The sequence below is a fragment of the Chloroherpetonaceae bacterium genome, assembly GCA_025056565.1.
In the GTDB taxonomy this organism is placed as follows: domain Bacteria; phylum Bacteroidota; class Chlorobiia; order Chlorobiales; family Thermochlorobacteraceae; genus Thermochlorobacter.
The window spans coordinates 89693-116187 of sequence record JANWWA010000007.1 but is presented as its reverse complement, the minus strand read 5'-3'; the positions used below and the strand labels follow the sequence as shown (position 1 = coordinate 116187).

Annotated in this window: 21 protein-coding genes, 1 tRNA gene and 1 pseudogene; 11 read left to right on the top strand and 12 right to left on the bottom strand. The window is 49.7% G+C overall.

Translation table 11 applies throughout. From position 1 onward, the window contains the following. Positions 1-5: 5 nt before the first annotated feature. From NZM05_07270 to NZM05_07260, 3 genes are all read right to left on the bottom strand, one after another. Positions 6-1556 (bottom strand): hypothetical protein, encoded by a 1551-nt coding sequence (locus NZM05_07270; protein ID MCS7013416.1) that lies wholly within the window; start codon positions 1554-1556, stop codon positions 6-8. A gap of 99 nt (positions 1557-1655) precedes the next feature. Beyond that, positions 1656-2552 (bottom strand): phosphate ABC transporter ATP-binding protein PstB, encoded by an 897-nt coding sequence (gene pstB / locus NZM05_07265; protein ID MCS7013415.1) that lies wholly within the window; start codon positions 2550-2552, stop codon positions 1656-1658. Positions 2553-2920: 368 nt separating this feature from the next. Beyond that, positions 2921-4000 carry a GTP-binding protein gene (locus NZM05_07260; GenBank protein MCS7013414.1) on the bottom strand — a complete coding sequence of 360 codons (1080 nt, stop codon included), beginning with the start codon at positions 3998-4000 and terminating at the stop codon, positions 2921-2923. Between the two features lie 117 nt (positions 4001-4117). On the opposite strand from NZM05_07260, the gene NZM05_07255 reads away from it, so the two are divergent. From NZM05_07255 to NZM05_07220, 8 genes and pseudogenes are all read left to right on the top strand, one after another. After that, positions 4118-5437, top strand: coding sequence for a serine hydroxymethyltransferase (locus tag NZM05_07255; GenBank protein MCS7013413.1), 1320 nt, complete (start codon positions 4118-4120; stop codon positions 5435-5437). A 207-nt stretch (positions 5438-5644) separates the two neighbouring features. Further along, complete coding sequence (gene bchF, locus NZM05_07250) at positions 5645-6115, top strand: 2-vinyl bacteriochlorophyllide hydratase (GenBank protein MCS7013412.1); 471 nt, start codon at positions 5645-5647, stop codon at positions 6113-6115. 94 nt (positions 6116-6209) lie between these two features. Next, complete coding sequence (bchC, locus tag NZM05_07245) at positions 6210-7175, top strand: chlorophyll synthesis pathway protein BchC (protein MCS7013411.1); 966 nt, start codon at positions 6210-6212, stop codon at positions 7173-7175. A gap of 2 nt (positions 7176-7177) precedes the next feature. Then, positions 7178-7471 (top strand): YciI family protein, encoded by a 294-nt coding sequence (locus tag NZM05_07240; GenBank protein MCS7013410.1) that lies wholly within the window; start codon positions 7178-7180, stop codon positions 7469-7471. A gap of 47 nt (positions 7472-7518) precedes the next feature. Then, positions 7519-8340, top strand: a pseudogene (locus NZM05_07235) (chlorophyllide a reductase iron protein subunit X). Positions 8341-8643: 303 nt separating this feature from the next. Then, on the top strand, positions 8644-8856 hold the full coding sequence (locus tag NZM05_07230) for a sigma-70 region 4 domain-containing protein (GenBank protein MCS7013409.1): 213 nt from the start codon (positions 8644-8646) through the stop codon (positions 8854-8856). A gap of 27 nt (positions 8857-8883) precedes the next feature. Further along, entirely contained in the window at positions 8884-9420 is a 537-nt protein-coding gene (locus tag NZM05_07225; GenBank protein ID MCS7013408.1) for a tetratricopeptide repeat protein, read from the top strand. A gap of 4 nt (positions 9421-9424) precedes the next feature. Continuing rightward, complete coding sequence (locus tag NZM05_07220) at positions 9425-9997, top strand: tetratricopeptide repeat protein (GenBank protein ID MCS7013407.1); 573 nt, start codon at positions 9425-9427, stop codon at positions 9995-9997. Positions 9998-10052: 55 nt separating this feature from the next. Here NZM05_07220 and NZM05_07215 read toward each other — a convergent pair whose 3' ends face one another. The 3 genes from NZM05_07215 to lpxK form a co-directional block, all read right to left on the bottom strand. Beyond that, positions 10053-11288 (bottom strand): MFS transporter, encoded by a 1236-nt coding sequence (locus NZM05_07215; GenBank protein ID MCS7013406.1) that lies wholly within the window; start codon positions 11286-11288, stop codon positions 10053-10055. A 111-nt stretch (positions 11289-11399) separates the two neighbouring features. Next, the gene (locus tag NZM05_07210) at positions 11400-13826 is read right to left on the bottom strand and encodes a TonB-dependent receptor (GenBank protein ID MCS7013405.1); all 2427 of its coding nucleotides are present in this window, start codon (positions 13824-13826) and stop codon (positions 11400-11402) included. Between the two features lie 437 nt (positions 13827-14263). Further along, positions 14264-15337, bottom strand: a complete 1074-nt coding sequence (lpxK, locus tag NZM05_07205; protein MCS7013404.1) for a tetraacyldisaccharide 4'-kinase — start codon at positions 15335-15337, stop codon at positions 14264-14266. A 100-nt stretch (positions 15338-15437) separates the two neighbouring features. Between lpxK and NZM05_07200 the strand changes: the two genes are divergently transcribed. After that, on the top strand, positions 15438-17153 hold the full coding sequence (locus NZM05_07200) for an alpha/beta hydrolase-fold protein (protein ID MCS7013403.1): 1716 nt from the start codon (positions 15438-15440) through the stop codon (positions 17151-17153). A gap of 80 nt (positions 17154-17233) precedes the next feature. Here NZM05_07200 and NZM05_07195 read toward each other — a convergent pair whose 3' ends face one another. Further along, positions 17234-17506, bottom strand: coding sequence for a NifU N-terminal domain-containing protein (locus NZM05_07195; GenBank protein MCS7013402.1), 273 nt, complete (start codon positions 17504-17506; stop codon positions 17234-17236). Positions 17507-17661: 155 nt separating this feature from the next. Between NZM05_07195 and NZM05_07190 the strand changes: the two genes are divergently transcribed. Further along, entirely contained in the window at positions 17662-18120 is a 459-nt protein-coding gene (locus NZM05_07190) for a DUF2452 domain-containing protein (GenBank protein MCS7013401.1), read from the top strand. On the opposite strand, the gene NZM05_07185 is transcribed toward NZM05_07190, so the two are convergent. The 3 genes from NZM05_07185 to mnmG all read right to left on the bottom strand — a co-directional run bounded on the left by NZM05_07185 (position 18117) and on the right by mnmG (position 23026). Beyond that, positions 18117-18368 carry a hypothetical protein gene (locus NZM05_07185; protein ID MCS7013400.1) on the bottom strand — a complete coding sequence of 84 codons (252 nt, stop codon included), beginning with the start codon at positions 18366-18368 and terminating at the stop codon, positions 18117-18119. The genes NZM05_07190 and NZM05_07185 overlap by 4 nt on opposite strands. A gap of 27 nt (positions 18369-18395) precedes the next feature. Beyond that, complete coding sequence (locus NZM05_07180) at positions 18396-20840, bottom strand: ribonuclease H-like domain-containing protein (GenBank protein ID MCS7013399.1); 2445 nt, start codon at positions 20838-20840, stop codon at positions 18396-18398. Positions 20841-21145: 305 nt separating this feature from the next. Next, the gene (gene mnmG / locus NZM05_07175) at positions 21146-23026 is read right to left on the bottom strand and encodes a tRNA uridine-5-carboxymethylaminomethyl(34) synthesis enzyme MnmG (protein ID MCS7013398.1); all 1881 of its coding nucleotides are present in this window, start codon (positions 23024-23026) and stop codon (positions 21146-21148) included. A gap of 198 nt (positions 23027-23224) precedes the next feature. Here mnmG and NZM05_07170 point away from each other — a divergent pair, with 198 nt between their 5' ends. Further along, positions 23225-23761 (top strand): YkgJ family cysteine cluster protein, encoded by a 537-nt coding sequence (locus tag NZM05_07170; GenBank protein ID MCS7013397.1) that lies wholly within the window; start codon positions 23225-23227, stop codon positions 23759-23761. Here NZM05_07170 and NZM05_07165 read toward each other — a convergent pair. Continuing rightward, positions 23761-23833: transfer RNA gene (locus NZM05_07165), tRNA-Gly, on the bottom strand. The two genes, NZM05_07170 and NZM05_07165, sit on opposite strands and share 1 nt — an antisense overlap. 23 nt (positions 23834-23856) lie before the next feature. Beyond that, positions 23857-26460 (bottom strand): PAS domain S-box protein, encoded by a 2604-nt coding sequence (locus NZM05_07160; protein ID MCS7013396.1) that lies wholly within the window; start codon positions 26458-26460, stop codon positions 23857-23859. Positions 26461-26495: the final 35 nt, after the last annotated feature.

Here is a 26495-nt window from a genome sequence, read left to right as displayed (position 1 = left end):
GTCGTTTAGGGTTTTCGAGAGTGTCGTTCAAAAACGGTATCGGTTAGTAGCACGGCTTCCGTCGAGTATTCATCGACATTGAAGCGTTTGAAGACCTCTTGGTCTAAGTATATTGAGGCTTCACGCCATGTTTTTTTCTGATTGAGTTCAGAGATAGCTTTTTCATACTCTACTTCGCTTCCTTTGAAGACACGCTTAATGATTTTCTTGCGGTCGCTTAGCGTAATAAGTGCCCGCAGGTCAGCTAGCTCTTTGCGTTCAGCGGGCCTTGCAGGAGCAGCTGTGGGCAAAAGCGTTGTTTCATTCTGATAGTTTGCTTGCGACTGTGGAGCATTTGGTTGCATTGCTGCAGCACCTTGGTCACGGTTCGCAGAGGTGGGGATGGCCGCTTCAGGGTCTTTTGCCTTGTTGCTTGCCTCTGCCGTGGCTGGTTCGGTCTTTTGCTTGTCTATTTCCACTTTGCTCTGTGGCAAGCGTGCGTGCAGGTCTTTCTCTTCTGCAGCCGTAGGCTCCAGCGCGGCTTGAAGTGGCGCCTCTGCAGCGACTTGTAAATCTGTAGGAGTCTTCACCTCACTTGCTGATGCAGTGACTGCGTCAGGTGAATCGGTTGTTGCTAAGGCTTGCGAGGGATGCAGCCTTTCTGATTGATGCTGTGCTGTGGAGGGCGAGTTGCTCAGTGCCGCAACCTGCGGTACAGTCTCAGTTGATTTGCTGAGTGCCTCTTCGGCGAGCTGGCGCGAAAGATGAGCCACCAGTGTTTCTTTGAACTCAGGCGGTGCACTAAGTGATTTTTTCTTTCGCAGCAGCTCCTCGACGCTGCCCTCAAAGAGCAAGGCTATGTCGGAATGCGCAAGGGCATCTATGCCGTGCTCACGAAGGTGCATCAGCGCACTCAGCGCCGAGAGCGCATCTTTTTCTCGTAGGAAAACCTGCAGCACGCTAATTGGTACTCTCAATTCACCGCCCAGTGAATAGTAGGCATACAGCGGTTCCAACAGATATGCCCACTCGGCCGAGTTGTAGGTGGCGCACACTTTTCTATCAATATCTGCAATCAACTTTTCAAATCGCTCATCGCTCAGTGATGCCACCCGTTTGCGAGAAAGGTATTGCAGCAAGACTTCGGTTAGATACTGATACTCAGTGAAGGGTGAAAGAGCTTGTCGAATGGCTTCAGCACTGAGTTCGTAGCTTTCCGCATAAAGGTGCTTGCAAAGAAAGTGCTGTGGGCGCTCAAGGTACTCACCTTGCAGGCGTGCCGTGCGTCGAATGAGTTTTATGCATTCTTCACGCGAGAGCACCGCCGTAGCAGTCGCCGCATCTGCCAAAGCGTTTCGATAGGGTTCAAGGGAGCTATGTCCAAAAAGAAACCGCTCAGATTTGAAGCGGCGCAATTCTTCTCTCGCCTCACGACGCAATTCAGCAAAGAAGATGTTCTTAAAAAGCAGGGGAAATGGCAGCAACTGCAAAGCGGAGTAAGACAACTCCGACAAATCTCCCAGATGCCCAATTAGTCGGTCAGCGACCTTTTCGTATATTGGTCTTGTGTCACTCATCGCACGCCCTATTAACGGATATGGCTTGAGAGAAGTTCGGACAAGCACTTGCTTAGCGCCACACTTTACGGCAAACTTTGTGGGCAGCTTGCGCCGGCGCTATCCGAAGCGACCCAGGATATAATCCTCAGTTAATTTCTGCGCAGGCTTGGTGAAGATTTTCTCTGTGCTGTCGTATTCAATTAAGCTGCCTTGCATCATAAAGGCTGTGCGGTCGCTTACGCGCGCAGCTTGCTGCATATTGTGGGTCACAATGATGAAGGTATACTGCGATTTTAGCTCATCAATCAGGTCTTCAATCTTCTGCGTGGAGATTGGGTCGAGTGCGGAGCAAGGCTCGTCCATCAATAGAATTTCAGGCTGAGTGGCTAAGGCACGTGCAATGCATAGCCGCTGCTGCTGCCCGCCTGATAAGCCCAGTGCGTTAGTATGCAAGCGGTCTTTCACCTCGTCCCACAGTGCCGCCTGTTTCAAGCTCTGTTCTACAATGCCATCAATGTCGGATTTGGTATAGCCGCCCAGAATTTTAAGACCAAATGCCACGTTCTCATAGACCGATTTTGGAAAGGGATTTGGTTTTTGGAAGACCATTCCGACACGCCGCCGCAGCGCCGTTACATCTACTTCTGGTGCATATATATCTTTGCCGTCTAAAAGAATGCGCCCTTCAATGCGCACAGGATAGGAAACTTCGTGAATGCGATTAATCGCTTTGAGCAAGGTTGATTTGCCGCAGCCCGATGGACCAATCAGCGCCACTACCTCCCCGCGCATCACGTTCATCGTGATTTCTCGCAGCGCTAAGGTTTGACCGTAGTAGAACTTGAATTTTTCAATGCTTAGCACGACCTCCGTGAGCACACGCGGCGCTTTCGGTAGCTCAGTTTCTTTTTCAGTGCGAAAGACTGGTGTCTCGTCAATTTCTTTCGGCGCAGTGCGAAAGACTGGTGTTTCTCTTGACCTGGAAAAATTGGGTTCGTTTGGCTCTGTGGTCATAGACGCTTGGTAACATAGGTTAAGCAGGCGAAAGTTAAAAAATTATACCTTCTTGCTCGAGCTTTTGTCGGCCACCGCGTCCCGCTCTCTCCTTACAGGCTGTTGGAGTGTCCCGACCTTGCACTCAGTAGAGCAGGCATAGCCATCACTCTATGCGGCTTTTTGCCGCAGCACTGTTCGCAATGTTAGGTTTTCTCTTCCTTACAGGGGAGGGTCAGGAGCTTGGTCTAAGGCGCTGCCTTGCGCCCGCACCTGCTAAAATGTTGAGAGTACTTACCTAATAGCGGAACAGCAATAGAATCACGGCGCAGAGATGCGTCTACTTCCCCGCTGTTTAGGTAATTTCATGAATTCGCTGCTAGCCGGGATTAGTAGGCTTTGCATGCCAGCAGTCGTTCCAGCATCTGCTCGCGCTCGCCTGCAATCTGTTTGCCGATAAAGACAAAAAGTGAGCTTGAGCCACTTTTTCTGAAATCCTCATCTTGCAGAGTCTCGTAGTCGAAGGTGTAGCGTCCTGAAGCGAAGTTGAAGATGGTCGGGTTTTGCATCTCCACGAAATTCACAATCCCCTTAGCACGGTAGTAGTAGCGTGGCAGCGTTGCCAAAAGCTCCTCAAATTTGCGCTGCACAAATACCTCAGGGCGTTCAAAGGCAAACGTCTCAATTTGGTCAACCTCCAAGTGGTAGCTCTCTGCGCCGTGCTCGTGATGGTGGTTATGGGCGGGCGCGGGTTGTCCTATTGTCGGACTTGCCAGCGCAGCTTGCTCCGCACGCTTCAGATGCAACCTTCGCTCAATCTCTGCATCGTATTTCTTTTTCAGCTCGAGCACTTGCGCGCGCAGCTCTTCTCTTAGACCTTCACGCTTGGGAGCAAAGATCAGCTCTGGTGGAATTTGCCCTTGCACGGTTCTAAAAATCGGTGCGCGCTCATTCATCTGGCGAATAAGTTTTTCTGCTCGCAGCAATGCCGCCTCGCTGCACACATCAGTCTTGTTCAGCACTACAAGGTCACTAATCGTCAGCTGGATTTCTGCCACCAGATTTTCTGCCAAGTTATCCTCTAAGCGCTCGGCATCAGCAACCGTGATGATGGTATCCAAGATAAGTCGCTGGTCATTAGCCAGCATCATAAAAATGGAAATTGGGTTTGCAATGCCAGTAGTCTCAATGAGCAGCACATCAGGCGTTACCCCACTAAGAATATCGGTAACGGCATTGGAAAAATCGCCCGAGATGGTGCAGCACATACAGCCCGCTGTCAGCTCTGAAATCTCTACGTTTTGCGTTTTGAGAATGGTGGTGTCGACACTGACTTCACCAATCTCGTTTTCAATCAGAGCGACCTTGCGGTCTTTTAACGATGTGTTTAGTAAATGTTTGATGAGCGTGGTTTTGCCACTGCCCAAAAAGCCTGTGATGATGATAGTTGGAATGCGCTCGTGCTGCATTGGAACAGACGTTTGCCTGAAATGTAGCAAAAATTGCAGCGCTGCTAAAGAGTTGTAAAACGGCTTGCGATGCCGTATCTTCGCCCAATCTTTTGAATTTTCAACCAAGCTAAGCAAATGTTAGAGACACTTCGCACTACTGACCCCGAAATTTTCGCCGCTCTTCAAGGTGAATTGGAACGACAAACCGAAACAATTGAGCTCATTGCGTCTGAAAACTTTGCCAGTCGTGCCGTGTTGGAAGCAGCTGGCTCGGTGATGACCAACAAGTATGCCGAAGGCTACCCGGGCAAGCGCTACTACGGCGGTTGCGAGTTTGTAGATATTGCTGAAAATCTGGCTCGTGAGCGCGCCAAGAAACTCTTCGGCGCAGAATATGCAAATGTGCAACCGCACTCAGGCTCAAACGCCAACATGGCGGTCTTCTTTGCGGTGCTAAAACCCGGCGACCGCATCTTAGGCTTCGACTTAGCACACGGTGGCCATCTCACGCACGGCTCTCCAGTTAATTTCTCTGGCAAGCTCTATGAAGCGCATTTCTATGGCGTGGAGAAAGAGACAGGACGAATTGATATGGATAAAGTCGCTGCCAAAGCCAAAGAAGTGAAGCCAAAGCTTATCATCTGCGGCGCCAGTGCGTATTCCCGTGACTGGGACTACAAAGCCTTCCGCGAAATTGCTGACTCCGTTGGCGCATTTTTGCTTGCAGACATCGCCCACCCCGCTGGACTGATTGCGACAGGACTGCTAAACAACCCACTGCCTTATTGCCACTTCGTTACCACCACCACCCATAAAACCTTGCGCGGGCCGCGCGGCGGAATGATTCTAATGGGACAAGATTTTGAAAACCCCTTCGGCATCAAGGTTAAGACCAAAACCGGTGAACGCCTCAAAATGATGTCTGAAGTTTTAGATACGGAAGTGATGCCCGGCGTGCAGGGCGGACCACTCATGCATATCATTGCGGCAAAGGCTGTAGCCTTCGGCGAAGCCCTTAGACCTGAATACAAAGACTACACGATGCAAGTGCAGCGCAACGCTCGCGCAATGGCAGAAAAATTCCTGTCGCTTGGCTACCACATCATCTCGGGTGGCACAGACAACCACCTTATGCTCATTGACTTGCGACACAAGCACATTAGTGGCAAAGAAGCTGAACACCTTTTGCATAAAGCCGGCATCACACTTAACAAGAATATGGTGCCCTTCGACGACAAGAGTGCCTTTATCACTAGTGGCATTCGCATTGGCACCCCTGCAATGACCACACGCGGATTTAGAGAACAAGAGTTCATCTATGTTGCAGAACTTATTGACCGCGTGATTTCAAATGCTCATTCTGCGCACATCGAACAAGTGTGCATAGACGTGCGTCAAGAGGTCAGAGAGCTGACGGCAAAGTTCCCACTCTACGACTTTGCCATAACTGCCTGAGCTACTTTCACTGTTCGAACTTAACTGCCCCGTAGTATTTTATGAGCGATTCTGCTCTAACCTTAACACTGTTTGACGCTGCAGAATCGCTCCGGCTTGCGTCGCCGTGTGTCCGCTTCTTGCAACCCTACTTGTTAATTGTTGCAAGTCGGGGTGAATTATGCTACATTTGACCTTAGCACTCAAGAGAAAGGAACACATTGGAGTATGCCTCGCTATACGCCAGAGCAACTTCGCATCCGCAATTCGTCTATCTGGACGAAAGTGCAGTTTACCTTAGCCCCCATTCAGTTTGTGGTGTTTCTCGTGGGTGTCATCATTACCTTTCTTTACTACAATGGCACGATTCACAATTTTTCGCTGGTTACGCTTGCTGTTTTCGTGAAGACGCTGTTCTTAGTTTTACTGTTTGCTACAGGTGCAGTTTGGGAAAAGGAAGTCTTTGGAATGTGGATTTACTCGCCTGAGTTTTTCTGGGAAGATGTTGGCAGCACGATTGCCATCATTGTGCATTTTTCATACTTTGTATTAGCCTATTTCAATGCCTCGACAGAGGTGTTGATTTGGTGTGCTTTTGCAGCGTATTTCAGCTATGTGGTTAATGCGGCGCAGTATTTGGTGCGTGTTTGGCTGGAAAAGCGCAATGAAAAGCGCCTGAAGGCTCAAGGGTTGATTTAGTTGAAGCGACAGGCTATCCTGCACCCACTGTTCGGCAAGCTGTGGTTGCAGTGCAGCCATGTTCTTTTGTAGTGGTCGTAGAAAGGAGAATACTATGAAGTCAATGGCAGTGGTTTTCACGGCACCAGAGCAGCTCGAGATGCGGGAGGTTACGCTGCGTGCACTCGAGCCCAGCGATGTGCTCGTGGAGACATTTTGGACATCGGTAAGCGCAGGGACGGAGAAAATGCTTTACACTGGTCGCTTGCCGAAAATGCAAATGACGCAATACCCCGTTATCCCTGGCTACGAAACCGTTGGAAAGGTCATTGAAGTCGGCAGTGATGTGCCTGATGGATACTTGGGTAAGTTTGTCTATGTTTCAGGGTCGTTTGGTTACACAGATGTTAATGCCGCATTCGGCGGCGCATCGCAGTATATCGTCTCCCCATATCATAAAGTTACGCGCTTAGATGTGCTGAGCGATGTGTCGCTCGGTCTTGCGCTCCCACTTGCCGCCACTGCCCTACACATCGTTGACTTGGCTCATGTTACAGACAAGCGCATTCTGGTCTTGGGTCAAGGTGCAGTGGGGCTGCTGGTGGTGGACTTTGCACGGCATTTCCATGCTGCTTACACTGTTGCTACTGACCTAAGTGATTTTCGGCTCTCCAAATCTACAGCTGATGTGCGTGTCAATGTGACGCAAACGGCTCTCGAGAGCGCATTAGGTCATGCCGAGTTTGATGCGCTTATTGATTGCACGGGCGTCATGCGCGCCATTGAGGAGAGCTTACGGTTTCTCAAAATGAATGGCGTGCTGGTGCTTGGCGGTTACTACGAGCGCATTGACCTTGCGTATCACTTTGCCTTTATGAAGGAAATCAAAATTCTGCCTGCTAAGCAATGGGCACTGGGCGATTTAGAGCGCACGCTCTCAATTCTTGCATCGGGCGAAATTGATGCCAAGCGCATCTTTACGCATTACAGCTCTGCTTGGAATGGCTTAGCTGAAGCTTATGAAACCGCTTTGTTCGATAACAATTGTCTCAAAATGGTACTTTCTTGGAAGCCTGAGTAAAAATGTTTGTGGTGCTTTACACTTATACCAAGCCACTGGAGGAAGTCAATGAGCATCGTGCAGCCCACTTGGCCTTTTTAGACAAGGAGTATGCTGCGGGCAATTTTGTCGTATCGGGTCGTCAAAATCCGCCTGTGGGTGGCGTGCTTATTTCGCACCTAACGCTACGCGAACGCTTGGAGGCAATTTTGCAGCAAGACCCATACATCACGAGTGGTGTGGCAACTTACCAAATCATTGAATTTGTGCCCGCTAAATACGCGCCTGAGTTTGCACCATTCTTGAACGTGCACTAAGTTTAGAGCAGTCTCTTCACGCACATTTATTGAAAAAGGAGGATACAATGCCTGCACGGACGATTGCGATTTATGGCAAAGGTGGAATTGGAAAGAGTTTTATTACCACCAATCTTACTGCCACCTTTGCAAAAATGAACAAACGCGCGCTGCAAATTGGCTGCGACCCTAAACACGACTCTACGACTTCTCTCTTTGGCGGCATTTCACTGCCTACGGTTACCGAAGTCTTTGGCAAGAAAACTGAGACGCACGAGAAGGTGCAAATTGAGGACATTGTTTTTAAGCGCCAACTCGACGGCATTGCACAGCCTGTGTTTGGCATTGAAATCGGAGGGCCGGAGGTTGGGCGCGGTTGTGGCGGGCGTGGCATTATCTCAGGCTTTGATGTGCTGGAGCGACTGGGACTTTTCCAGTGGGACTTGGATATCATCTTGATGGATTTTCTCGGCGACGTCGTCTGCGGCGGATTTGCCACTCCACTGGCACGCTCGCTGAGCGAAGAAGTAATTTTGGTTGTCTCCAACGACCGCCAATCCATTTTTGCGGCGAACAACATCTGCATTGCTAATAACTACTTCAAGACCGTTGGCGGCAGTTCCCGCCTGTTGGGTCTTATCATCAACCGCGATGATGGCAGCGGTATTGCCGAGCGGTATGCCAAAGAAGCTGGTATCAATATCCTAATGAAACTGCCTTATAGTTCAGCCGCACGCGACCTTGCTGACTCCTTCGAGGTTGCAATTCGCTTACCTGAGATAGCCGAGCGATTTGAAGACCTTTGTCAGCGCATCTGGAATCGTGAAATTCCATACTGTGAAGCGCGCGGCCTAAAATATGATGAATTCATGGCGCTCTTTGGCGAGGTCGATACACGCAAACCGGAACCTGCTCACCTGCACGACCTACGGCTTACAGAGAAAATCAACTTAGACCCCCAGACGCTTCTCCGAGAAAAACAAAAGCCTATCACGATTGACCTATCGAAGCTGCCACCTGAGCGTAATCAGTTAGGCGATAAGGTTGCCATCGGCACAAATGCAGACTCTTTACCAGAAACTGATGAATTCGTGGTGAAGTCAAATGAGACCTCTCAGCGTAGAGTGCCACCAATGGCTGCTAAGCGCTATGGCACTGTCAAACCACTTCCGGAAAAGCCCGCTGCGCAAAAGATGGCACCCAAAACAGACCATGAGCGTTTGCTCTACTGCATTGAAAAACTCCCTCGCATAGAGCGCGACATAATTACGCTCTATGAACTGCGGCGCAAAAGCATTGATGAAATCTCAATTGAGCGACATCTGGACAAGCACGAAATTGAAATGCATCTTAAGAATGCCCGTCAGCATCTAAAAGAACTTTTCTTCAATGCAGAGTGGCACTAATTTATCAACTGTCGAACATTTGGCGATATGCAGTATGATGATGCATTGCGTCGCGCCATCGAGGAATCGGAGAAAGAAACATTTGAGCTGGCTGCCTTAGAACAGCGCTGCATAGCTGAACCACAAAATGCAGTTGCACATTTTGCTCTGGCGGAAGTGCTCGCTTTACGCGGTCGCTTTGCTGAAGCCGCTAAAGCATACCACGCTGCACTAACCTGCAATCCCAATTACATTGAAGCACTGGTGGGCTTAGGCCTTGTGGAGTTGCAGCGGGGTGAAATCGTTTCTGCAGTGGAGGCTTTGTCCAAAGCGGCAGCTCTATCCCCCCAATCTGCAGAAATTCACTTCTATTTAGGCAATGCGCTCGATGATGCAGGCAAAAACGAAGAAGCCATCAAAGCTTTTGAGACAGCGCTCGACTTGAAGCCAGATTACGAGGAAGTGCATCTTGCCTTAGGTTTTCTTTACTACCGCATTGGCAACCAGAAGGGCGTGCGTGAGCAATATCGCGTGCTTCAAGCTTTGCAAAGTCCCTTAGCTGAACAACTCGCAAGACTGCTCTAAGAGTATGAAAGAGACTTGCACCTTGCTTTTTGCCCTTGCGATGCTGCTTGCAGCCAGTGCCTGCAACGACCCTAAGGCAAAGGCGCGCGAGGACATTCAAAACTTGCAAGAAGCTGTTAAATACGCACCAAACAACCCTAAAATCTTCCTACGGCTCGGCGCTGCATATGCGTCGCTCGGTGAATACGACAAAGCAATTCCTGCGTACCAAAAAGCTGTAGAGTTGAATCCGACCGACACGGCTACGCTCTCGCTTCTTGGCATTATGGCTTTTCAGCTTGAGCGATACAGTGATGCAGTTGATGCATTTAAGAAAATTGCAGCCTTGAAGCCCAACAGCCGCGATGCCTATCGCAACATTGGCAACGCTTATGTCAAAATGAAGAAGTTTGAAGAGGCTCGCGATGCATACAAGAAAGCCCTCGCTATTGATTCAATGGATGTGGACGCTCACTACAGCCTTGGCATCTGTTACTACGAATTAGGTGAGCGTGATTCAGTGCGGCTTTGCTACGAGCGCATCAAGGACAAAAACACTTACCTTGCAGGTGCTTTGTTTCGCAAGCTCTCAAAATAAGTCAATGCTGTATCTACGGAATACCAAAGCAAATCTGATAGCAGCATTGAATTCCTCACTCCTCAAATGTTCCGTTGCTCAACACGCTTTGCGGCAAGGTTTGGGCCATGCTGTCCTCGCAAGGCTCTTTGACGAAGCGCAAACAAAACGCTGCTATTAACGCAACACTTGCTGACAAAACGCCCGCCGACAAAAAACCTTCAATTTCTCCCGACGGCAATCGCATCACGAGCAAACTTGCAACGGAGGCGGACACACCCGAAAAAAACTGCTCAAATGCTGCATTGACGCTCATAAATCCCGCGCGAACTTCTGGCGAAACGCTCGACGTAATCAATGCGAGTGCAGGAATGCGCCGCGCCCGTGAGAGCGACATAAAAAGAACAAAAATCAACGCAATGAGCGCATAAGAGCTTGTCGGCATGGTCGCAAACAGAAGCGTCAGCGGAACAAGCGTGAAACTGATGGCAACGAAAAGCCGAAACCTGCCAAAGCGATCTGAAAGCCAACCTGTGGGATACGACACAAAAAGCGTTGCTACGCCGCCTGCTGTGTAAAGCCAACGAATCTCCGAGTCCGAAAGTCCGCGATTGGCAGCAAGAAATGGATTGATGAACGGAATCACGGCGTAACTTGCCATAGCAATGAGCGCGCTGACGAGAAACGCCGCAAGGTTGCTTCGCGACGAGAGAATGGCGACCGCTTGCGAAAACGCTCGTCTCGAACTGTTCTGCGAAAGATGTGCGTTCATCGGTGGCAATTGAATCAAAAGCCAGACCCAAACAAGAAAACTCAAAAGCACATTGAGAAAGAAAGTCGTGTTCCAACCGAATCGCTCCGCAAGAAGCAGTCCTAACGGAACGCCAACCAGCGCTGCAATTGCAAACGAACTTAACACCGTTCCGAAAGCGACGCCTTGATGTTCAGGTGCAATGTGGTCGCCGATGATGGAAAAAATCGTCGCCACCATCAAACCGCCAAATGCGCCTGCAATCGCTCGCGCCACAATCAGATACGTCGCTGACGGCGCAAGAGCGCACAAGAGAAGCGAGAACACAAACCCGCCGTAAAGCACAAGCAACGCCACCTTGCGATTAAATCGATCCAGAAACATTGCGCCCAGCAGTCCAAACACGCTTGCGCTCAAACTATAAGATGAGACCAATGCGCCTAATTCTCTTGCCGAAGAATCAAATGCCTTCACAAATGCTTGCGTCAAAGCGGGCATTATCAGATAGTCCAGCATATAGGTCAAGTAAACCGCTGAAAGCGACAAAAGGAGCGGACGCATTGCGAATCTGATGAAAGTTTTGAATTCGTTTTCATTCTGAGCCACCGCTCTGTCGTTCCGAGCAAGCAAGGAATCTGAAAGAGCAGCGGCGTTGGTTTCTCGTTTCATCGATTAAAAGTTAACGCTCGTTGTAACAGTAGCTTGCCGGCGCAAAATTGTTCCGCCGAAAATTTGGTAATGACGGCGGTCAAGGGCGTTGAAGACATTGAAGCCGATGCGCCAATTTCGTGTCACATGATAGCTGCCGTTCAAGTTTAGCACGGCGTAGGCAGGCACGAAGCCTTGTTGCACACCCGCAAGCCATGGAAAGCTCTCGACATAGCGAAGATTTGCTGAGACATCGAACTTGTTCGGCACGTTGTAAGACACGCCTACATTGAAACGGTGTGGCGACGTGTTCGGGAAAATCGGCTGTGTCGGCACAGCATTCTCCAAAACTTTTGCATCCAGATACGCATAGTTCGCCATAAGCAGAAGGTTATCCGTTACGTAATAATTTACGCCGATTTCTAGGCCAATCTCTTCAATCAAGCCAACATTAGCCACTGTTTGGGCGAGCACTGGGCGATTTTCCGCAATGACGAGTTCAACAGGATTAATCCTTGCAGCACGAATCCCTTCCGCCAGGCGACGATTCACATATGCGTTGATTTCAGGCGTAGCACTCGTGTAGCGATACGGCTCGAACACCAGCGGTGCATTGACGCTGAGCGGCGACGAGATGAAATTTCTCCGGCGGTTCAGATATGCATCGATCGTAACGAAAAGCGAGCGCGAAATGACGCCTCTGTAACCAATTTCAAACGACAAGGCCTCTTCGGGACGAATGTTCGGATTGCCAAGCGAGAAGCGATCGAGATGCGAGAATGTCAGCGTATCGCTCACGCCAAGAAGTCGCAACGAATCGTTGATAGCGCGCACCGTCGAAGCAAGGTTAATTGGCGCGCCAAGTTGCGAGCGTCGATAAAAATCAGGATAACTCGGGCGCAAAAACGCCTGATTGATAGTGAAACGGAATGTGTGGTTTTCAAACGGCGAATACACAATAGCAGCTTTCGGTGAAACCTTCGTTTCAATCAAGGTTGAAAAATCCACGCGTGTTGCACCTACGAGTTGAAGATTCGGGAGGAGATTGTATTCAAGTTGTCCATAAATGCCTGTGAAGGTGTTGTGCAAGTTGTTGCGCGTGAGCGAATTTGCACTAAGCAGGGGCTGCGCGCCTGAAACGGCTGTCTCAATGCGTTGCCACTGATGTGAGATGCCTGCAATGGCACGCAAGCGATTCTCGAAGAAAAGACCGTTGACTTGCAATTCCGTTGTGATGTCGTCGGAATCTTCGGCGGAGTTTGCAGCAGGCGTGTTCAAGACGGGCTGCGGAAATGGCGTAAAGCGTCGGTTCCAAACGGATTGAAAGTTCAAGTGAGGCGAATTGTAAGCAAGGCGAACGAACGGCTTGTTGACGAGAGGGATCAGAATGCGACCAATGTTGTTCACATACACCTCATTGCCGCTGTTGGAAATGCCGCCTTCGAGCGTGAGCCGTTCATCGGTATTGAAATCGTAATCACCGCGAATGGTAAGAATGTTGTTGAAGGTGTTAAGCCAGTCATCCTCGAGCGGACGGCGGTCAATGTCAAGTCCAGGATATTCCAAGTATCCACCCCTTGTGGTGTCACGCGAGACGAGCGTAATATTTCGCATCCTTGCAAAGCCGCCGTTGATTTTGAAGGCAAAGTTGCCGAAGGCTTGCGCATGCCGGAACTCGCCACGATATGTGTTCCACTCGCCGAAGGTGAAGGCGGCTCGTGTGCCAAGCACATCACGCGGGGCGTAGGTGGTGATGTTAATCACGCCGTTGTAGGCGTTTGTGCCGAAAAGTGCAGAGCCTGGGCCGCGCACGACCTCAATTTGTTGCACATCGGAAACGGTCGTGGCAAGTGAGTTCCACTCTTGCAAGTTTAGCAGAGGCGTTGAGGGGTCGCGCCCGTCAATCAAGACCAAGACGCGACGATTGATGGAGTTGTTGAAGCCGCGCGCATTGATGTTAAAATCGTTTGCACCTGATTGCACCACATCAATGCCTTGATGATGCTCCAAGATTTTTCCCAATTGACCGTGATTCGAACCACGCTCCAACTCTGTTGGAGTGATAACCGTCACAGCGGCAGGTGCTTCGGTAAGTTTTTGTCTGCGGCGTGATGCTCCATAGACCACGATGTCTTGCGCCTTGACAGGCTCGACTTCAAGCACAAAATCTGCAATGGTTTCTTCATCTGGCAAAAGCTCAACCGTGCGCTCGGTGCGCTTGTAGCCTACGCCAGAGACAACAATGGTCTGCGTGCCTGCTGGAAGTTTCTCCAAACGATATGAGCCATCGGCTTTCGTAACTGTTCCAATCTTCGTGTCCTTGATGAACACGGAAACGCCAGCAGCAACATCACCATCGAAGGTCGTGACTTTGCCTTTGAGCGTGGCTGTCTGCGCATATGTGCAAATGCTAACGCCAAGAAACAAAATGATGAGATACGCTTTCTTCATTTTGACTTCTTGTTTGATGGGTTGAGAAAACCTTGTTTGAGAGGTTTGTCTGTTTTGAGCTGCAGAAAAGCGTCATCTCCACTGCTAATTCCATCGGTGGGTGAGCACCTTTCGTGCTTGTCCAGCAAAAGAATTCAAGGCAAGCATTTTCTGCTTGATGTAACAAGGCTAATGATGTCGTTTCCATCAAGGAGAATAGCGAATCTGACTTCCGCTGTTTCAGGTTGTAAAGCCGACCGACCCGTCGGTCGGCTGTCAGAATGCAAATTTAATGCAAAACGTTTTCGTGCTCAAAATCAAGAAGAGCGTCAATCGCTAATAATCGCAAAGACTGGACCAAAGGAGAGCATTCTTCAAAGTCTTAAGGCCGAGGTGTGGTAGAATACAACAAACTCTCTCTTCGAGGGAGAGCAGCGGCGAGACTTTGCTTTTTTTGCTCAATTCGTTCCTATGTGCTTTGCTTGTGCTGCAGCCCGCAGCAGTGCCTCCAATTTATCACAGCCCTGTTTCATCTCGAACTCAATTTCAAGGTAAAAACAGGGAGCCTGCCTTAGTCGCTCAAAGAGTTTGTCCTTCGCCTTGAGCCGATAGAAGTCTTTTTCCGTTGTAACGATAATGTTGGAGCCGTGTCGCACTGTCTCGCTCAGAATAAAGTCAATATCAGCTTCAGTGTAGTCGTGATGGTCAGGGAAGTGCTTAGCGTGTTCCACAATCAGTCCCGCATACTGCAAAGTTTCCATAAAGTTTTTGGGGTCGCCGATACCTGAAAACGCAAATGCCCAAGTGTAAAGAAAAGGCTGCGTGCCCAGTGGCACTAGTTCAGATGAAAAGAAACTGCGCAATCCCACGATTTTTACGCTGGAATGCACAATCGGCTTTTGAAATGGCTCTAATCCTTTGAGCAAAGGCTGCAGGTCAAGATACTTCGTTACCTTCGAGAGCAAGATGAGCTGTGCACGTGCAAGGCTTTGTGTCGGCTCACGCAATCTGCCCAGTGGCAGGAGCGAGTCCTTAAACACATTCTGCTCAGCGTGAATCACGACTATATCGAGCGTGCGCCGTAGCCACCGATGCTGAAACCCATCATCCAGCACGACGACATCTGGCAAGCGATTTTGGAAGTGCTGCTCAATAAACTTTATAGCCTCGAGACGCTTTTCGGCTACCACGACAATTGCCGTCGGATTTCGACGTGCCAGCATCAAGGGTTCATCACCCGCTTCATCGGCACTGACGCGCACCAGTTCCCCATCACCGACCAAGACCACGCCTTTAGTCTTGCGCTTGTAGCCGCGTGACACTACTGCCACGCGCTTGCCTTCACGCTGGTAGAATTTGACAATCCAATCCACTGTGGGCGTTTTGCCCACTCCACCTACCGTGAGATTGCCTACGGAGATAACAGGGATTGCAGACGGCGCAGCGCACAGTATGCCTCTGTCGAAGAGCCAATTCCGTACGCTGACTGTTAAGCCATATAGCCACGCAGCAATGTAGAGAAAAAAGCGCAAGTGATTCCGATGGTTTTAACTAAATTCCGACAACGAACTTGCTGCTACAAATAACCGTAGCATTTTTAACGTACTCACTTCGCAAAACCGCAACACCAAGATGCGATTTTCTGGACTTCTTGTTCTGCTTAGTGCTTTCTGCCTATCACTTCAGGCGCAAATCAAATTCTCAATTTCTTTCCCAAAGAGCCTCGAGTCCAGTAGCCTCGACGGTCGCCTGCTTTTAATGATTTCTACTGACAGCACCAGCGAGCCACGCTATCAGATCCGTGATGAATTCACGACTGCTCAGGTCTTTGGCATTGACGTTGAGAACTGGCAGCCTGATAAACCTGCTTTCATTGACGCCAGTGTTTTAGGCTATCCGATTCGCAGTCTGCGCGACCTTAAAGCAGGCAAATACTTTGTGCAAGCCCTGCTGCACCGCTACGAAACCTTCAGGCTCAAAGATGGACGCGTGCTCAAGCTACCAATGGATCGCGGCGAAGGGCAAAACTTTCGCATTGCGCCCGGCAACCTCGTTAGCGAGGTGCTTACAATGACGATTGACCCTAAGAAAAACGCGGTGCTCCGTATCCAGCTCACCAAGAAAAATCCACCGATTCCTGAGCCGAAGGACACCAAATATATCAAGCACATTAAAATTCAAAGCAAGCTACTTACTGAATTCTGGGGTCGCCCGATGTATTTGGGCGCTCATGTGCTCCTGCCAGAAGGTTTTGATGAACATCCTGAAGCACGCTACCCGCTTTGCATCTTTCACGGACATTTTTCACGAGATTTTTCCGGCTTTAGCGAGACACCGCCCCCCGCCGATATGGACACCAGCGACTACAACGAGCGCTTCAAAATCTATGGCTACAAGAAAATTCAAGCTGAGGAAGCCTATAATTTTTACAAGATTTGGACCAGCAAAAATTTTCCGCGCTTTCTTATCGTCGAAATTCAGCATCCGAACCCTTACTATGATGATTCCTACGCCGTTAACTCCGCCAACTTAGGCCCATATGGCGACGCCATTACCTACGAGCTTATTCCCTACATCGAAAAGCAATTTCGTGGTATCGGCGAAGGCTGGGCACGCTTTCTTTACGGCGGCTCTACAGGCGGCTGGGAAGCACTGGCTGCACAAATCTTCTATCCTGATGAATACAACGGCTGCTTTGCCGCATGCCCTGACCCTGTTGATTTTCGCGCTTATACTGTGGTCAATATCTACAAGGACAAAAATGCTTACTATCAAGAAGGCCCTTTTCGGCGCACACCCCGCCCAGGCAAACGAGATTACTTGGGGCACATTAGCGCGCTGCTTGAAGATATGAACATCAAAGAACTGGTCTTAGGCACAAAGTCACGCTCTGGTGACCAGTGGGACATCTGGGAAGCTGTCTTTTCTCCTCCAGGTGAAGATGGCTACCCGAAGCGCATCTGGAATAAGCTCACTGGCGAGATAGATCATTCCGTTGCTGAATACTGGCGAGAGCACTACGACTTGCAGCATATCATTAAGCGTGACTGGCCCAAAATCGGTCATAAGCTTAAAGGCAAGATTCACATTTACTGTGGCGATATGGACAACTACTACCTTAACAACGCTGTGTATCTGATGGAGGAGACGCTAAAGAGTTTAGACAATCCAAAAGCCGAAGCTGAAGTAAAATACGGCGACCGCTTCGAGCATTGTTGGAATGGTGACCCCACACTCCCGAACTATATTACGCGCCTGCGCTATCATACGATGTATGTGCAAAAAATTCTCGAGCGCATCGAAAAGACTGCGCCGCCCGGTGCTGACCTTAAAAGCTGGCGGTATTAGGCTTTCGCTGCTCGCTATTGAGACGGAGCAACTTTTCCCAACTTGCTTCTTTCAGTCTAGGGTAAGTTAGAAGGCTCAGTTTAGGTCGCCCTGAATCCATGCTTTGCTAATGCTGCGACGACGCCTTCGCGTATTTCGTCCCAAGCCGCATTCGGCGCTTTGCTCACAGTAAGAAAGTTATTCATATAGAATACAGATGTCACGCCGCTCAGTGCAAAGATTTCTTTCGCCAGTGGGTCTTTTTCTGCTTCCGCAGCTGACATAAAGGCGTGAGAGCCGGGTGGAAAAACCCCATTTACAACAAATTTCATTGCGTTTGGGTTAGGGGTTGGCTGAATATCAATCACTTGCATTGCGCTCAAGAGAGTTAGAAACTTTGCAAAGTTAGGGCTACATTGCCTTGCAGCAGGCAACGCTATGTTGTTTTGAAATTTCTAACACCCCAGAATACATAAATGTTTTTTCGGAAATTGCAGTTTTCTACGGAGTTAAACCAAACAAGGCTGATATGCACGGGAAAGAAATCGATCTCTCCAAGCTTGATTTGGAGAAGATGAAGACGAAAACGGCTGATTCGCCTGGCTTATTACCGTTTGCTCATACAGTCGGCAGCGCAGTGATTAAGCCTGAGGATATGGGCAAGCTTAAAGGTCGGGCAGTCATGGCTATGCGCCAGCAAACGGAGATGCAAATTGCGCAAATTTATGAGCAGATGGCACTCCTTGCTGAGCAAGTGCAAGCAATCAAAAGACGCGTAGAAATCTCAGAGCGCATTTATGCGGCAAAGATGTCTTTCGAGCCACTTATTTCACACACGTATTATCTCTATCGCCGTCCCGACGGCGAAGATGTGCTTTCGTTGATTGCCCCATCAGAGTGGGGACGTAGCCAGCGGTCGCTAGAGTTTGTTGCAAAGGTGCGACTGTTAGCTGACCATACTTGGGAAGTCTTAGAGGGCGAACTTTAGCGGCGTGCGGATTCCAGTTGCCGTTCCAGTTCTGTTGTAGGTAGTGGAAAACGGCCCTGCACTTGTCCGCAGTCTAAGCAGTATTGAAACTCGAGGTATTCGTCGCCACCAATATTCATATCGTTGGGCACACTGCCTAAGCGACGCTGCCCTGCCATTTCAACGAGGCAATACTCACTGGTCTTGGCAGTCACTTTGATAAGTCGAGTGCTAAGGCAGGTCTGACAAGATTCTCGTGATGCGGACATTCAGCTGCGTGCCTTTGCATCACCGTTTTAGAAGGGCACTTCATCTTCCAGCTCTGCTGTGTCACGGTGATGAATTTCCTTGATAAGCTCAATCCCTTCTGGCGAGAAGCCGAACAACTCATCAACTGTAAAAATTTTGCTGAAATCGCTGGGCTTAAAAAACTCCCGAAACTTTTCAGCAAACTCATCAAGGCGCTTGAGGTAAAAGTCGACATTCTGGTCGGGTTTCTCTGGATCCCAGTCGCTTGCCAGCTTGCCCCGCTCTGCATAGTTTCCAGTCAGCCCTGAGCCAGTTACATAGTAAGTAATGCGGTCGCCTTTGCTCACTTGCAATTTCTTCTTGATTGCAATCTCGTAGGTAATGGCTTTGTTGCGTCTACCCGCCTTTACTTCTTCTTTATACTCCTCGAGGCTACTTTTCAAGGTTTCGGTGCGACTGAATTCTGAAACATGCATTGATTTGCTCAAAATGCGCTCACGTGTTTCCACATAGAGTCGATGCAAGCCAGCGATGTCTTCATTCAGCAAGCACTCGAAGCCTTTTCGGACAAAATCGCGCCCAAACTTTTCTGCGCTGCGACTGACAAGTGAGGAGCCTTTGATTTTGATTTTTCCGTCATAGCCCTGCAGGAGGTAATTCTTTTTCATATATGAAATCATTTTCTTGAAGCGACCATCGTAAGCAATTGAGATGCCCTCGGGCATCGTGGCAGAGACCGCTTTTACCAGTGCCGCTTCTTGTTCTTCGGTTTGCACCTCAGGCGGCGGAATGAAGTAAATCCCATCTGTATCCACTTCCACGATGCGGCAACCGCGCTTCTCGAACTCAGCAATCATTTTCTTCGCAATCATTTGCCCTGTGGTCGTTACGCGGTCGGCTTCACTGTAGTCGTTGAAGATACCAGCGCGAAAGCCCAAGTAGCCATACATCGCGTTGATTAGTATCTTGAACGAATTTTGCATGGCATCGTAGAGGTCAGCCGTAATGGTGTCGCCTTCTTTCTTTGCTTCTTTCATTCGTGCTTTGGCAGCAAGGCGGAGGTTCTTGAGGTCAGCCAGAATTCTCGGAAATAGCCGTCGTTCATCGGTTGCAGGGCAAATGTTGTAGGTTAGCATAATGCTCGGGTAAAGCGACTCCACATCGGCATACACAATCGGGCCTAAGATGCCTTTGAGAAAGACTTCTGTAAAGCCACCGCTCTCCTGCTGACCTTGCTGCGGGCGTGGAATGGAGTGCTTATGGCGCAAATACTCTCGCACGAAAAGCGCTTCAATTTTCGCTGCTGGCCCCATTCGTGAGACTTGTGCGTAGCTGAACGGCATCATCTGGGTCATATAAAAGTTGCTGCCTGATAGCAACTCCGAGAGCTTGCGCGTCTCTCGCACATCATCTAAAGCATATGCGAGCAGTTTTTCAGGCGCCTTGTCCCATGTTTCCGCAATGTCCTTGTGCTCAATGTAGGTGCGACCTTCAGTCGCAAAGCCGAAATACTTTGCGCATTCTTTGAGACTGTAACTCGGCATTGCGCGCTTTGCAATATCGAACCACTGCACAAGAAAATAGGTGTCGACCACGTGCCGTCCAGCAATCTCACAGTAGGGATACTCTACGGTGCGCTCCGCAAAGCGAATGCTTGCAGGGTAGCTGCGCGGCGTTGAGCCATCGCGCCCGACTGCAAACTTTATACCGTATAGGTCGCAGCGGCGCTGAATGTAAGGCAGGTCGAAGCTAAAAATGTTGTGCCCTTCGATGACATCGGGGTCTCGCTCTCGGATAATCTCCACGAGGCGCTCCAGCATTTCTTTTTCTGAGTATTGCTTGATATGCAAGACTTCCTCCCAGCCTGTAGAGTCAGCAAGAGAAATGATGATGATTTTATCGCGCCCAATTTGCAAACCTGAAAGCTGCTGCGACTCTTTGTCGTAGTAGGTCTCAATGTCCAGTTGCATTCGGCGCAGGTCCTGAAAGGTCATTCCCTTGAAGAGCGTTTTACCCGTGTGAAACAGATACTGGGAGGCTGCATCGCCTTTGGCGTAAATCTCATCTATGCGCCAGTCTCCCTCTTCATCGGTTGTAAGGTGGCTCTCACCTGTTGAGAGCTTTCGCTTTGCGTCTGCCGCAAAGTCCAATGCGGCACGGTAGTCTTTCCAGCTCTTGAAGATGGCTAAGTGCTTGTAGTAGTTACTGCCTTCCAATTCCTTCAGCCAGAATCCGCCGCCCACTTCAGCTTTGTAGCCGCTCAGAAGCCCAGGATTTGAAATAAAGAAGAAGGGATAGAACGGTTCATCACGGTAAGTAAGCTGCCCGTTTTCCCGCTTGTAGAGCCGCACTTGAGTATCTGAAATTTGATGCACAGCAATAAGACCTGCTTCACGGTCTTTGCCATAAAGCAGTTCATTGGATAAAAAACTCTGCGCCAGCGACTGCTGCGCATCCGCTGCAACGAAAGCGGCTACAGATGTCTCAGACATAGCTTAGCGTGGTTGGTTTGCAAGCATTTTAAGAACAACCGGAATTTACAATGCGGCGCCCACTCTGCGAAAAGCAAATGCGTTTTTGGGCTTTTCTCTGACCTCTTAGGCCCCCGCAGCAAGGACAAGATTTATCCTCGTTATTCTCGCTTCACTGCGAGCTAATCCCACAAGCAGAAGATACAAGTGACTGACCCTGCAAGAAACCATGCTGCAAAAAATGTTTCACGTGGAACATTTTTCAGCCGATGAGCTGGTTTTTTCACATGCTTTCCACCCTTGCTATGCACACTTGTGCAAAAGCCTTATCGCCCTAAGTGCACCATCAGGATAGACACATCGGCTGGCGTAACGCCCGAGATGCGTGAGGCTTGCCCCAAAGAAGTGGGGCGCACTTTCTTTAGCTTCTCTCGCCCTTCTGCGGACAGCCCCTTGATGCGGTCAAAGTCATAACTGGGTGGAATCAGGACGCTTTCGAGGCGAGAGAGCTTCTCCGCATTTTGCAGCTCGCGCCGAATATAACCTTCATACTTAATGTCCAGCTCCACCTGCTCATAGACGCGCCGATTTGTGGAAATCGCTTCAACTTTCTGTCGCAACTCTGGCAGCACTTCTATCAGCTTAGCAAAGGTCATTTCTTGGCGACGCAACACATCTGCAGCACGTTCGTTTTTCCGAAACGGCGAACCGCCGAGCTGCTCAATCGCCGGATTGATAGAGGCTGCCTCTACCACTTCTTCACGCAAAAGTTGTAAGAGCGCCTCAATCTCATGCTTTTTGCGCAGAAACTTCTGATAACTTTCCTCAGAGACCAAGCCTAACTTGTAGCCCTTTTCACGCAAGCGGCGGTCTGCATTATCTTGCCGCAAAAGAATGCGATACTCCGCTCGAGAGGTGAACATTCGGTAAGGTTCATCAGTGCTCTTTGTAATCAGGTCATCAATGAGGACACCGATATAGGCTTCATCGCGCCGCAGCGTAAAGGTTTCACCTTCGCCGCGTGCATATAGCGCTGCATTGATGCCCGCAATAAGTCCCTGTGCTGCGGCTTCTTCATAGCCTGATGTGCCGTTAATCTGCCCTGCAAAGAAAAGTCCTTCTACAAGTTTTGTCTCCAATGTTGGCTTCAATTGATGTGGGTGAAAGTAATCGTATTCAATCGCATAGCCCGGGCGAATCATTTTCACCTTCTCCAAGCCTGCAATAGTGCGCAGCCCGCGCAACTGAATCTCCTCTGGCAGCGAGGTAGAGAACCCATTGACATACATCTCATTTGTCTCGAAGCCTTCGGGCTCAAGAAAAATTTGATGCCGGTCCTTGTCACGAAAGCGGCACACCTTGTCTTCAATAGATGGGCAGTATCTGGGACCGACACCCTCAATGAGACCACGAAACATTGGTGATTGGTCAAAGCCCGACTCCAGAATGCGGTGCGTCTCCTCGTTGGTATAGGTGATAAAGCACGAGAGCTGACGCTTCTTTTGAAATTCTACCTCATCGGTGTCAAAAGAAAATGGCTCAATCACTTCATCGGGCGGTTGAATTTCTACCTTGCTATAGTCGACGCTGCGCGCATCAATGCGTGGGGGCGTGCCAGTTTTGAGACGCCCCGCAGTGAAACCAAGTTCAACAAGGCATTCAGTCAAACCCACTGCCGCTGGTTCAGCCATCGTGCGGCCGCCTGAATAGTTTTTCAGCCCAATGTGAATTTTGCCATTGAGAAATGTGCCGTTGGTTAGCACCACGGCTTTGGCGGTTATTTCCTGTCCCCCACGAAGGATGACTGATTTGATTTTTCGGCGCTCGACGCGCACGCCTATCACAGAATCTTGCCGCAAGTCAATGAGTGGCTCTTTTTCAATGAGCTTTCGCATCTCAATCGAGTATTGCACTCGGTCGCACTGGGCGCGTGGCGAAAACATGGCAGGCCCTTTGCTACGGTTCAGCATTCGAAATTGAATGCCCGCAGCGTCCGTGACCTTCCCCATGGCTCCTCCTAAGGCATCAATCTCGCGCACCATTTGTCCTTTCGCCACACCACCGATTGCAGGATTGCAGGACATCCGCGCAATCGCCATTAAATCCATTGTTATGAGCAGGCAGCGCTGTCCCATCTTCGCGGCAGCTAAGACCGCTTCGCAACCTGCATGCCCCGCTCCAACGACAATGACATCGTAATCCGTCATGGTTACGGCGAATTAAAGGTTATAGATGTTTCACGTGAAACATTTTCTCATCAGCCTGTTCCTTTTCGCACTCAAACGCAGCCGAAGCAATTATTTCCAGTTAAGCCGACCCTACCCGTTAACCACTTGCCAGAGCAGAAAAATTTTTGACCGCCTCTGAATGTTTCACGTGGAACATTTTCCACAAACTTTTCCACGATGTGCAAAACTCTTGAAACCAACTTGCAGGCAATTGCAGAATATGCTCGCACGCACACTGAGGAAAACCAGCGCTTCAAAACCTTTTTACGCCGCATTCCTTCTGAGAGACTGGATGCGCTGGTGACGACCCTGAATGCTGAAGTTGAGCCTCAAATTGACTGCACTACATGCGGCAACTGTTGCCGACATTTTCATGCTGCAGCACTCGAAAATGAACTTCCGCCTCTTGCTGCAGAGAAAGGACGCTCTGTGGAAGCCTTCAAGGCTGAGTTTCTTGTGCCCTACAAGGAAGCCTACTATTTTGCGTCTACGCCTTGTCCGATGTTGCAGCCAGATAACCTCTGCAGCATTTATGCCCATCGACCGAAAAGCTGCCAAACCTTTCCCAATCTTGTAGGACCGCACTTCAAATACCGCTTCCACTCGGTAATGGAGAAATATCCGATTTGCCCTATCGTGTTCAATGTGGTGGAGAAACTCAAGCGCGCTCTCCATTTCGAGAGCGCCTTGCACGATGCTGAAATGAGGACTTGAGCGGGCGACGGGACTCGAACCCGCAGCCTTCAGCTTGGGAAGCTGACACTCTGCCAATTGAGTTACGCCCGCACTCAAAAAGAACTGCACCTATTCTACAAACTTTCTTGCTCTTTTTCAAGCACACTGTTACTTGACTCCCCTCGCTTCTGCGGTTCGCATCCTTCCAATCGAGAGGAGAGAGGAACAAGTTCAGCAATTTGCATCGCCACTTCTTCTAAGCGATAGGGCTTAGTGAGAATTTGTTTTGCCCCCAACGCTTGAAGCTCCTCAGCATGCCCATTTCCAGCATAGCCTGTTCCAATGATGACCTTTACGCGCGACTCTGCTGCGCGCAATGCCTCCAAGACCTGCACGCCGCTTATGTCAGGCAGGTTTAAATCCAAGACCACAACCAAGTTTTCTTTTGGCAATGCATAAAATCGTTCAAGACCTTTTTCACCACTTTCCGCTACCTCGACCGTTGCGCCAAGCTCGCTTAGGTACTCTGCAAGGGTTTCTCGCACTATCGCTTCATCATCAATAACCAAGACGTGTGCACCCGTTAGACTCAGTTTCTTCTCAAGCTCATCCGAATTGGTGTGAGTGCTACTCATCGCACTGCATACTGCAGGGAAGTATAGGAAAAATGATGTGCCCTTCCCTACTTCACTCTCTAAGAAAAGATGCCCACCATGATTTTCCACAATACCATACACCATCGGCAAGCCCAAGCCTGTGCCTTGACCCACAGGCTTCGTGGTAAAAAATGGCTCAAAAATTCTCGATTGTAACTCGGGCGGAATGCCCGTGCCATTGTCGCGCACTTCCAGTAGCACCATTGGCATGTTGCGCATTTCCGCTTGTAGCCCACTACCGAAGCGCTCAGCAATCGCTTCAAAGCTCAGGCGAAATGTAATGTGCCCTGTATCTCGCTCCTTGCCTAAAAGCGGCTCAATCGCATCGACCGCATTCTTTGCAAGGTTCAAGATAACTTGTTCTATCTGTGTTGGGTCGGCATAAATCAAGGGCACATTGCTCTTCGACTCAATGTGGAAGCGAATGCGCCTATCTGTCGAGGGTGCAAGAATTTGCAGCACATTGCTCACGCACATCTTGAGCGAGAGGGGCTGCGGTTGATACTTGCCTTTGCGCGCAAAACCCAGCATCTGCGACACAATCGTCGTTGCTCGTTGATTCAGACTAATTAAGCGGTCGGTGTATTTCTTTACCGTTGGCTCATGGCCGAACTTTTTCTCCAGCAGTCGCAGGTTGCCCAGCATTCCGCCCAAGATGTTGTTGAACTCGTGTGCGATACCACCTGTGAGCGTGCCAATCGCTTCCATCTTTTGCGAATGCATCAACTGCGCCGTGAGTTCCTCCTTTTGCTTCTCGAGCATTTTCTCGCGCGTAATGTCTTGTGTCATTCCTTGTGCCCCAATAGGAACGCTATTTTGGAAAGTGAGGTATCCTCGGATGCGAATAATCTTTCGGTTGCCCAGATGCGTGATAATAGGGATTTCAATTTCCCCATTCTGCCCCGTTTGAATGAGCTTGTCGCACCACGCTCTCAAGCGTTCATCTGCTTCGGGCAGGATATAGCGCTTGCGGTATTCCTCGACATCAGGCAAGCCGAGTTCCATCGGGCGCTCGTGAATGCGAAAGAGTTCATCGGACCACTTCGTAAAGCGAGCTGTTTTGAAATCAAACTCCCAACTGCCGATATGAGCTAGGGCTTCCGTGCGGGCTAATAGCTCCAAGAGGTGCGCTCTCTCTTTCTCTTGCTCTCGCTCTCTTGTGATGTCTCTTGCTGCAGTAACCCGAACCCATCTGCCATCTTCACGCTGAAACTTCCGTGCAATAATCTGAACCCAGCGTCTTTCGCCATCTTTACGCTGAATCGGCCACTCGCCCGATGTAATGAGTGAATCACCTGCCATAAATGTCTGATGTGCTTCTTTTGCCAGTTCCCGATACTCTTCGGCGAGAACGAAAGAGAAGTGCTTTCCGAGGAGGTCAGCCGCTTCATAGCCTAAGATGTTTGAAAGCTCGCGGTTGATACGTAGGAAGGTGCCCTCTTCGTCGGACAGGCAGATGCCTAGTGGCACAGTGTTGAAGAGCGCATCTAAGAGTTGCTGCTCCCGTCTAAGGGCTAACTCTGCTTCTTTCTCTGCCGTGATATTGCGTGAAACACCAATTGATTTCACATAGCGCCCCTGCTCGTCAAGAAATGGTTGGCTGAAATCTCGAATCCAGAGCGTCCTGCCATCCTTGCAACGGACACGGTATTCAGTTTTGGCTGGCTTGCCAGACAAGATGTTTGCTACTGCGCTGCGGACAGTTGGTAGGTCGTCAGGGTAAATGAAGTCCAGCCAACCATTTCCCGCATTAATCTCGTCTATCCCGTAGCCTGTTAAATGTGTAAATTCAGGTGAAACATAGAGAGCGCGAATCTTTCCATCGTCAACTGTGGCTTCATAGATATATTCTCCTGCGAGCTCAGCTGCAATGTGAAACTTTTGCTCTGTGTTTCTGCGGAACTCCTCCTGCAAACGCAACTTTTCCCGCACTTCACCATGTAGGGTTTCAATGGTATGCTGAAGCGTTTCTTCGAGTTCCTTGTGCTGAGCCTCTCGCTTTTCCAGCTCGGCTTCCAGCAGCGCCAGCACCTTAGCGCAAAGATTTTCATCAGGAATCAGCGACCGTAGTTCGCTTAGCATAGTTCTCTTTCCACTGCTTTGGCATTTCAATGCTT

Bases quoted from the DNA above. Each gene is read 5' to 3' on its own strand.
- NZM05_07220 (MCS7013407.1), top strand. From the start codon at position 9,425: ATGAAAGAGACTTGCACCTTGCTTTTTGCCCTTGCGATGCTGCTTGCA.
- NZM05_07170 (MCS7013397.1), top strand. From the start codon at position 23,225: ATGTGCAAAACTCTTGAAACCAACTTGCAGGCAATTGCAGAATATGCT.
- NZM05_07255 (MCS7013413.1), top strand. From the start codon at position 4,118: ATGTTAGAGACACTTCGCACTACTGACCCCGAAATTTTCGCCGCTCTT.
- NZM05_07225 (MCS7013408.1), top strand. From the start codon at position 8,884: ATGCAGTATGATGATGCATTGCGTCGCGCCATCGAGGAATCGGAGAAA.
- NZM05_07195 (MCS7013402.1), bottom strand. From the start codon at position 17,506: ATGCAAGTGATTGATATTCAGCCAACCCCTAACCCAAACGCAATGAAA.
- NZM05_07270 (MCS7013416.1), bottom strand. From the start codon at position 1,556: ATGAGTGACACAAGACCAATATACGAAAAGGTCGCTGACCGACTAATT.
- NZM05_07215 (MCS7013406.1), bottom strand. From the start codon at position 11,288: ATGCGTCCGCTCCTTTTGTCGCTTTCAGCGGTTTACTTGACCTATATG.
- pstB (MCS7013415.1), bottom strand. From the start codon at position 2,552: ATGACCACAGAGCCAAACGAACCCAATTTTTCCAGGTCAAGAGAAACA.
- NZM05_07260 (MCS7013414.1), bottom strand. From the start codon at position 4,000: ATGCAGCACGAGCGCATTCCAACTATCATCATCACAGGCTTTTTGGGC.
- bchC (MCS7013411.1), top strand. From the start codon at position 6,210: ATGAAGTCAATGGCAGTGGTTTTCACGGCACCAGAGCAGCTCGAGATG.
- NZM05_07240 (MCS7013410.1), top strand. From the start codon at position 7,178: ATGTTTGTGGTGCTTTACACTTATACCAAGCCACTGGAGGAAGTCAAT.
- NZM05_07180 (MCS7013399.1), bottom strand. From the start codon at position 20,840: ATGTCTGAGACATCTGTAGCCGCTTTCGTTGCAGCGGATGCGCAGCAG.
- NZM05_07210 (MCS7013405.1), bottom strand. From the start codon at position 13,826: ATGAAGAAAGCGTATCTCATCATTTTGTTTCTTGGCGTTAGCATTTGC.
- NZM05_07190 (MCS7013401.1), top strand. From the start codon at position 17,662: ATGCACGGGAAAGAAATCGATCTCTCCAAGCTTGATTTGGAGAAGATG.
- NZM05_07160 (MCS7013396.1), bottom strand. From the start codon at position 26,460: ATGCTAAGCGAACTACGGTCGCTGATTCCTGATGAAAATCTTTGCGCT.
- NZM05_07200 (MCS7013403.1), top strand. From the start codon at position 15,438: ATGCGATTTTCTGGACTTCTTGTTCTGCTTAGTGCTTTCTGCCTATCA.
- NZM05_07230 (MCS7013409.1), top strand. From the start codon at position 8,644: ATGGCACCCAAAACAGACCATGAGCGTTTGCTCTACTGCATTGAAAAA.
- NZM05_07185 (MCS7013400.1), bottom strand. From the start codon at position 18,368: ATGTCCGCATCACGAGAATCTTGTCAGACCTGCCTTAGCACTCGACTT.
- mnmG (MCS7013398.1), bottom strand. From the start codon at position 23,026: ATGACGGATTACGATGTCATTGTCGTTGGAGCGGGGCATGCAGGTTGC.
- bchF (MCS7013412.1), top strand. From the start codon at position 5,645: ATGCCTCGCTATACGCCAGAGCAACTTCGCATCCGCAATTCGTCTATC.